Below are 6,544 nucleotides of genomic sequence, written 5' to 3'. Positions count from 1 at the left end.
GTATAAAACAATTGGCACTGGCTTTACAAGCACCCTGTTGAGTTCTCAAAGAACAACCACACACCAACCAGAAACCCCACCACCGTGGAGCACCCGTTTGGGGCATTTCGTTCAACCACCCGCCGCTCCCGCGCCGGGCACTTTTACTACGTTACCCGGTGGTTTCTGCCGTGTCAAACCGGCGTTTCCCGGTCTGCCGTGCGTCACCCATTTACCAGGCACCCCGATTCAACCGGCTTCCGCCGGTCGGTCCGAGGAATTCGGTAGGACGGCCGCCCGCGGTTTCCCGCTAGCTCGTCCGTTTCCCTACCGGCCGACAACCTTACCCGGTCGGTTCCGCCTCACCAAATCCGCCTACCGGCGAATCCGGGGCACCACCCGGTTCTCAGGTCCTGCGCTCCGGCCTGTCAGGTCTTCGCCCTGTTCGTCCGTTCCGCGCTGGCAGAGAGAAAGCTACGCGCCCAGCTCAGTGATCGTCAAATTCGCTGGGCGCGTCCCGCGTCACACCGTCGAGAGGCGACTATCCGCGCAGCTCAACGCCCGCGAACGAGCGCTTGCCCCGGCGCAGCACGAGGTACCGGCCGTGCAACAGGTCGTCGCCGGAGACGGTGGCGTCCACCTCGGAGATCCGGGTGTTGTTGACGTACGCGCCACCCTCGGCGATCACCCGCCGTGCCTCCTTCATGCTCGGCACCAGGCCCGACTCCTTGAGCAGGCCGGCCACGTCCGGCAGCTCATCGAGGTGCACCAGCCCGGCCTCGGTCAGCGCGGCACGCAGCGTCTCCGGCGCCAGTTCGTCGAGGGAGCCGCGCCCGAACAGCGCCTGGCTCGCGGCCACCGCCTGAGTCGTCTCCCGCTCTCCGTGCACGAGGGTGGTCAGCTCCTCGGCCAGCGCCCGCTGAGCCAGGCGCGCCTGCGGCCGTTCCGCCGTGGCCTTCTCCAGATCCTCCAGCTCCTCGCGGGAGCGGAAGCTGAAGAACCGCAGGTAGCGGCTGACATCGCGGTCATCGGCGTTGACCCAGAACTGGTAGAACGCGTACGGGCTGGTCATCTGCGGGTCGAGCCAGACCGTGCCGGTCTCGCTCTTGCCGAATTTCGTGCCGTCGGCCTTTGTGACAAGCGGCGTGGTGAACGCCTCCACCGGCCCGGCACCGCGGCGGCGGACGTAGTCGACGCCGGCGGTGATGTTGCCCCACTGGTCGGAGCCGCCGTACTGGAGCCGGCAGCCGTGGCGGCGGTGCAGCTCGAAGTAGTCGTTGGCCTGCAGCAGCTGGTAGCTGAACTCGGTGTAGCTGATGCCCGTCTCCAGCCGCGCCTTGACCACCTCGCGGGCGAGCATCTTGTTCACCGGGAAGTGCTTGCCGACGTCCCGGAGGAACTCCACCACCGACATCTCGCCGGTCCAGTCCAGGTTGTTCACCAGTTGCGCCGCGTTCTCCCCGGTGTACGTGACGAACGGCGAGAGCTGCTCGCGGATGCGCTCCACCCAGCCGGCGATCACCTCGGGCGGGTTCAGCGTGCGCTCCGCGCTCTCCTTCGGGTCGCCGATCTGCCCGGTGGCGCCACCGACGAGCAGCAGCGGGCGGTGCCCGGCCTGCTGGAGACGGCGGGCCATGACGACCTGCACCAGGTTGCCGATGTGCAGGCTCGGCGCGGTGGGGTCGAAGCCCACGTAGAAGGGGGTGCTCCCGCCGTCGAGCAGCTCACGCAATTCGTCGAGGCCGGTCGAGTCCTGGATCAGGCCACGCCACAGCAGGTCGTCGGTCAGGGAGTCCCGCCCCTGCGGGAGGTTGCTGTCGGTCACGGTCACCGATTCTCCCCTATTCCCGGGCCCGGCCCGTACCGGGTTTGCCGAGGTGCGGCCGACTAGGCTGGCGGCGCCGTCGAACGCGAGGAGGAACCGCGGTGGACATGCCGAACCTGACGGGTGGCTTCGTGGCCCTGCTGGGCCTGACGTTCGACGAGGTCAGCGGGGACCGGGTGGTGATCCGCTGGAAGGTTCGCCCGGAGTTGCACCAGCCGTACGGGATCCAGCACGGCGGCGTCTACTGCTCGGTGGTGGAGACGGCGGCCAGCATCGGCGGCGCGCTCTGGCTGGGCGACAAGGGCAACGTGGTCGGGGTGTCGAACCAGACGGACTTCCTGCGCGCGGTGCGCGACGGCGAGCTGACCGCTGTGGGCACGCCCGTGCACCGGGGCCGCAGCCAGCAGCTCTGGCTGGTGGAGATCACCGACGCCGACGGGCGGCTGGTGGCGCGCGGCCAGGTACGGCTGCAGAACCTCACCGCCGCCTGACCCGCTGGCCGATTCGCCCAAAAAGGTGCAGTAACGCCGATATCGTCGCCTCGGTGAGGACGTCCGCTCCCGGCCCGACGTGAGGAAGCTGTTCGCCGCCACGCTCGGCGTCCTGTCCGCCGTCGGCGGCTTCGTCGACATCGGTGACCTGGTGGCGGCCAGTCAGGCCGGCGCGCTGTTCGGCATGGCCCACACCTGGGTCCTGCTGGTCGGGGTGGTCGGCATCTGCGCGTACGCGGAAATGGCCGGCCGGATCGCGGCGGTGAGCGGGCGGGCGGTGTTCGACCTGGTCCGGGAGCGGCTCGGGCCGCGCGTGGCGCTGCTCAACCTGGTCGCGTCGTGGCTGGTCACGGTGGTCACGCTGGCGGCGGAGCTGGGCGGCGTGGCGCTGGCGCTGCAACTGGCGACCCGGCTGAGCCACCTGTTCTGGGTGCCGCTCGCGGCGCTGGCGGTCTGGCTGGTGCTGTGGCGGCTGCGGTTCGAGCTGATGGAGCGGATCTTCGGCCTGGCCGGGCTGGCGCTGCTGGTGTTCGCGATCGCGCTGGTGGCGCTGCCGACCGACTGGCCGGAACTCGGCCGGGGCGTGTGGCAGGTCAGCGCGTCCGGGCACGGCTGGCCGCTGTACTGGTTCGTGGCGGTGGCGCTGTTCGCCTCCACGGTCAGCCCGTACGAGGTCTTCTTCTTCTCCTCCGGCGGTGTCGAGGAGCGGTGGGGCGCGACGGACCTGGCCCGGGCCCGCTCGAACGTGCTGGTCGGCTTTCCGGTGGGCGGTTTCCTGGCGTTGTCGCTGGTCGCCGTGGCGGCGGTGGCCTATCACCCGTCCGGGGCGTCGTTGAGCACGCTCGACGAGGTGGCGCGGCCGGTGGCGACGGCGCTCGGTGGTGCCGGCCTGGCCGCCGCGGTGCTGGCGTTCTTCGCGGTGACGTTCGGCGCGGCGCTGGAGACGGGCCTGTCGGCGGCGTACGCGGCGGCGCAGTACTTCGGGTGGCAGTGGGGCAAGCGGGTCCGCCCCCGGGAGGCGGCCCGGTTCCACAGCGTGCTGCTCGTCGGTCTGCTGCTCGGCGTGGTGATGCTGATGACGACGGTGGACCCGGTGCGGCTGACCGAGTACATGCTGGTGCTGAGCGCGGTGGTGCTGCCGCTGACGTACCTGCCGATCCTGGTGGTCGCCAATGACCGCGGGTATCTCGGCGACCGGGTCAACGGGCGGTGGACGAACCTGCTCGGCGCGGTGTTCCTGCTGCTCATCGTCGCGGCCTCGGTGGCCGCGATCCCACTGGCGGTCATGACGGGGATGGGGCCATGAGGGTTCAGCTCGCCAAGCGGCTGCTCGACCGGCAGATCGTCGACGTGGACGGGCTGCTGGTCGGACGCGTCGACGACATCGCGTTCGCGTTCGACGACGACGGCGTCCCGTACGTGGACTGCCTGCTCACCGGACAGGGCGCGCTCGGGGAGCGGATCGGCGGGCGGATCGGGCGGCTGCTGGTGGCGGTGGCGGACCGGTTCACCGACGACCCGCCGGTGCCGCCGCTGCGCGTACCGCTGTCGCAGGTCGCCCGCGTGGACAGCGCGGTGCGGCTGCGCTGCCCGGCGACGGACCTGCCACTGTCACCCGTGGAGGCGTGGCTGCGCCGGCACCTGATCGAGCGGATCCCGGGGTCCGGTCGTGCGAGCGGGTGAGCTGCTCGGCCGTACCGCGTACGACCTGCACGGGCGGCGGCTGGGCCGGGTGGTGGACGTGGTGGTGCGCGGCGGGTGGCCGCCGGACCGGCTGCGGATCACCGACGTGATCGTCGCCGGGCACTGGTGGACCCGGGTGGTCAGTCGGCTGATCGGGCCCGAGCTGCATCCGTCCGGGCCGTGGCTGCTGCGGGTGACGGCCCGGCTGGTCGGGCGGAGCACCCGTCAGGTACCCGCCGACGCGGTGCAACTGCTCCCGCCGGTGCCCGGTTTCCCGTTCGGCCCGCCGGCCGGCCGCCGGTGAGCCGGACGCCGGCGGGCCGGAAGGTCGGCGGCGGGCCGGAAGGTCAGCGGCGTGCCTCGTCCAGTTCGGGGGCGTCGGCCGGGTCGGCGGCGTCGCCTGTGGTTTCGCCGTCCGAGGAGTCGTCGCCGCGGCCCCGGCGGCGGACGTGCACCTCGGTGATGGCCCGCTGGTCCACGTCGGCCACCGACAGCTCCCAGCCGTCCACGGTGATTTGCTCCCCCGCCACGGTCGGGATGTGCCCCAGGCAGATCAGCACCAGCCCGGCGACTGTGGTGTAGTCGCCCGCCGGCCGGTTCGGCAACTCCACGCCGAGGTCGGTCAGGTCGTGCACCGGGAACGTGCCGGGCAGCACCAGCGTGCCGTCGGCCTCGGTGCGCACGGCACGCAGGTCGCGGTCGGTCTCGTCGTAGATCTCGCCGACGATCTCCTCCAGGATGTCCTCCAGCGTCACGATCCCGTCGACCGCGCCGCGCTCGTCGACCACGAGCGCGATGTGCTGGCGTTCGGCCTTGAACTGGCGCAGCGCCTCGACCACCGGCAGCGAGTCGGGCAGCAGCATGGGCGGGCGGGCGATCTCGTCGACCGGCCGGTCGTCGGAGACGCCGACCAGGTCGCGCAGGTGGATGACGCCCACCGCCTCGTCCAGCCCGCCGTGGCGGACCACCGGCGCCCGGGAGTGGCCGGTCGCCGCCAGGACGAGCCGCGCGGCCTCCGCGGTGGTGCCGCTGTCGAGCGTGAAGACCTGCAACCGGGGTACGAGCACCGCGCGCAACTGCCGGTCGGCGATCTCCACCGCACCGGCGATGATCGTGCGCTGTTCCTTGGTGAAGCCGTGGTTGCCGGCCACGATGTCGCGCAGCTCGTCCGGGCCGATCTCGTCCGGCTCGGCCTTCGGGTCCAGGCCGAACAGGCGTACCACCAGGTCGGTGGTGGCGCCCAGCAACCAGACGGCGGGTCGGGTGATGCTGGACAGCACGTCCAGCGGGCGGGCCACCAGCAGCGCCCACCGCTCGGCCGACTGCATGGCGATCCGCTTCGGCGCCAGCTCGCCGAAGACGAGCGTGACGAACGTGAGCACCAGCGTGACCGCGACGATGGCGACGGTCTCGGCGGCGTTGCCGAACGCGCCCAGCAGCGGTACGAGCGGACGGGCCAGGGACACCGCGGCGGCGGCGGAGGCGAGGAAGCCGGCGAGTGTGATGCCGATCTGGATGGTGGCCAGGAACCGGTTCGGGTCCTTCGCGAGGCGGGCCAGGGTCCGTCCGCCCCGGCTGCTGCGCTCCAGCCGCTGCACCTGGCTGTCGCGCAGGGACACCAGTGCCATCTCGCTGCCGGCGAACACCGCGTTGAGGATCACCAGCACACCGACCAGGGCAAGCTGGCTCCAGTAGCTCTGCACGAGCGGTTATCTCCCTCGGCCCGATCCGGGTCGGCCGATGGCCGACTCGCCGTCCGGCAGGCCCGGCCGGCGTGGACCCCTCAGTGCCCCGCGAGCGCCAGGCTGAATCCTGCGAGGACGCCGCCCCGTCCGACAATCATACGGAACACGCATCTTTGCGTGGCACGCAATATTTGCTACCGTGCTGGCGTGAGTGGACTGCGGGAGCGCAAGAAGGCGGAGACCCGAGCGGCGTTGAGCTGGGCGGCCATCCGGCTGACCGTGGCGCGCGGCTACGACAACGTGCTGGTCGAGGACATCGCGCAGGCCGCCGGGGTGTCCTCCCGCACGTTCAACAACTACTTCGGCAGCAAGGCGGAGGCGATCGCGGCCCGGCACCTCGACCGCAGCCGTCGGGTGGCGGAGGCGCTGCGGGGCCGGCCGCCCGGCGAGCCACTCTGGGCCGCGGTCGAGGCGGCGGTCCTCTCCGCGTGGGCGCCGGGCCCCGAGGTCGCGCAAGCGCCCCCGGACGCCCACGACGAGTGGGTCGCCGGGCTGCGGGTGATGCTCGCCGAGCCGGCACTCCAGGGCGAGATGCTGCGGGCCGGCGCGCTGGCCGAGGCCGAACTGGCCGAGGCAGTCGCCGCGCGCACCGGCACCGACACCGTCCACGACCTCTACCCCCACCTGGTCGCCGCCGCGGTCGGCGCAGCCGCCGGCGCGGCGACGCGCCACTTCCTTCGCGCCGACCGGCCGCAGCCGGTCGCCCGGCTCCTCGCCGACGCGCTGGCCCAGCTCGCCGCCGGCCTGCCACCGCCCCGCTGATCCGCCCGCCTCCCGCCCGACCGGCCGCCGGCCACCGGGCCGCTTCACCGTACCCTGGA

7 protein-coding genes are annotated in these 6,544 nt (G+C 71.9%); 5 read left to right on the top strand and 2 right to left on the bottom strand.

Annotation, left to right across the window (positions count from 1 at the left end):
• Positions 1-520: 520 nt before the first annotated feature.
• Complete coding sequence (tyrS, locus tag ACFYON_RS25635) at positions 521-1,804, bottom strand: tyrosine--tRNA ligase (RefSeq protein ID WP_355015145.1); 1,284 nt, start codon at positions 1,802-1,804, stop codon at positions 521-523.
• 107 nt (positions 1,805-1,911) lie between these two features.
• Here tyrS and ACFYON_RS25630 point away from each other — a divergent pair, with 107 nt between their 5' ends.
• The 4 genes from ACFYON_RS25630 to ACFYON_RS25615 all read left to right on the top strand — a co-directional run bounded on the left by ACFYON_RS25630 (position 1,912) and on the right by ACFYON_RS25615 (position 4,282).
• The gene (locus tag ACFYON_RS25630; protein WP_175438812.1) at positions 1,912-2,295 is read left to right on the top strand and encodes a PaaI family thioesterase; all 384 of its coding nucleotides are present in this window, start codon (positions 1,912-1,914) and stop codon (positions 2,293-2,295) included.
• 79 nt (positions 2,296-2,374) lie between these two features.
• Positions 2,375-3,601: a divalent metal cation transporter gene (locus ACFYON_RS25625; protein WP_354866800.1), complete on the top strand. Its 1,227-nt coding sequence runs from the start codon at positions 2,375-2,377 to the stop codon at positions 3,599-3,601.
• The gene (locus tag ACFYON_RS25620) at positions 3,598-3,978 is read left to right on the top strand and encodes a hypothetical protein (RefSeq protein ID WP_355047456.1); all 381 of its coding nucleotides are present in this window, start codon (positions 3,598-3,600) and stop codon (positions 3,976-3,978) included. The genes ACFYON_RS25625 and ACFYON_RS25620 overlap by 4 nt, the downstream gene beginning before the upstream one ends.
• Positions 3,965-4,282 (top strand): PRC-barrel domain containing protein, encoded by a 318-nt coding sequence (locus ACFYON_RS25615; protein WP_354866804.1) that lies wholly within the window; start codon positions 3,965-3,967, stop codon positions 4,280-4,282. Before ACFYON_RS25620 ends, ACFYON_RS25615 begins: the two co-directional genes overlap by 14 nt.
• Before the next feature lie 43 nt (positions 4,283-4,325).
• Here ACFYON_RS25615 and ACFYON_RS25610 read toward each other — a convergent pair whose 3' ends face one another.
• A complete protein-coding gene (locus tag ACFYON_RS25610; RefSeq protein WP_355047455.1) occupies positions 4,326-5,681 on the bottom strand; it encodes a hemolysin family protein in 1,356 nt (451 codons plus the stop codon).
• A 189-nt stretch (positions 5,682-5,870) separates the two neighbouring features.
• On the opposite strand from ACFYON_RS25610, the gene ACFYON_RS25605 reads away from it, so the two are divergent.
• Positions 5,871-6,485, top strand: a complete 615-nt coding sequence (locus ACFYON_RS25605; protein ID WP_355047454.1) for a helix-turn-helix domain-containing protein — start codon at positions 5,871-5,873, stop codon at positions 6,483-6,485.
• The last annotated feature ends 59 nt before the right edge of the window (positions 6,486-6,544 follow it).

It is taken from the genome of Micromonospora sp. NPDC005686, assembly GCF_042871665.1.
Lineage (GTDB): Bacteria > Actinomycetota > Actinomycetes > Mycobacteriales > Micromonosporaceae > Micromonospora.
This window is presented reverse-complemented; position numbering and strand designations above follow the sequence as displayed.

What these genes read in the sequence shown, in the direction of transcription:
- ACFYON_RS25620 (WP_355047456.1), top strand. Translation starts at nt 3,598, where the DNA reads ATGAGGGTTCAGCTCGCCAAGCGGCTGCTCGACCGGCAGATCGTCGAC.
- ACFYON_RS25630 (WP_175438812.1), top strand. Translation starts at nt 1,912, where the DNA reads ATGCCGAACCTGACGGGTGGCTTCGTGGCCCTGCTGGGCCTGACGTTC.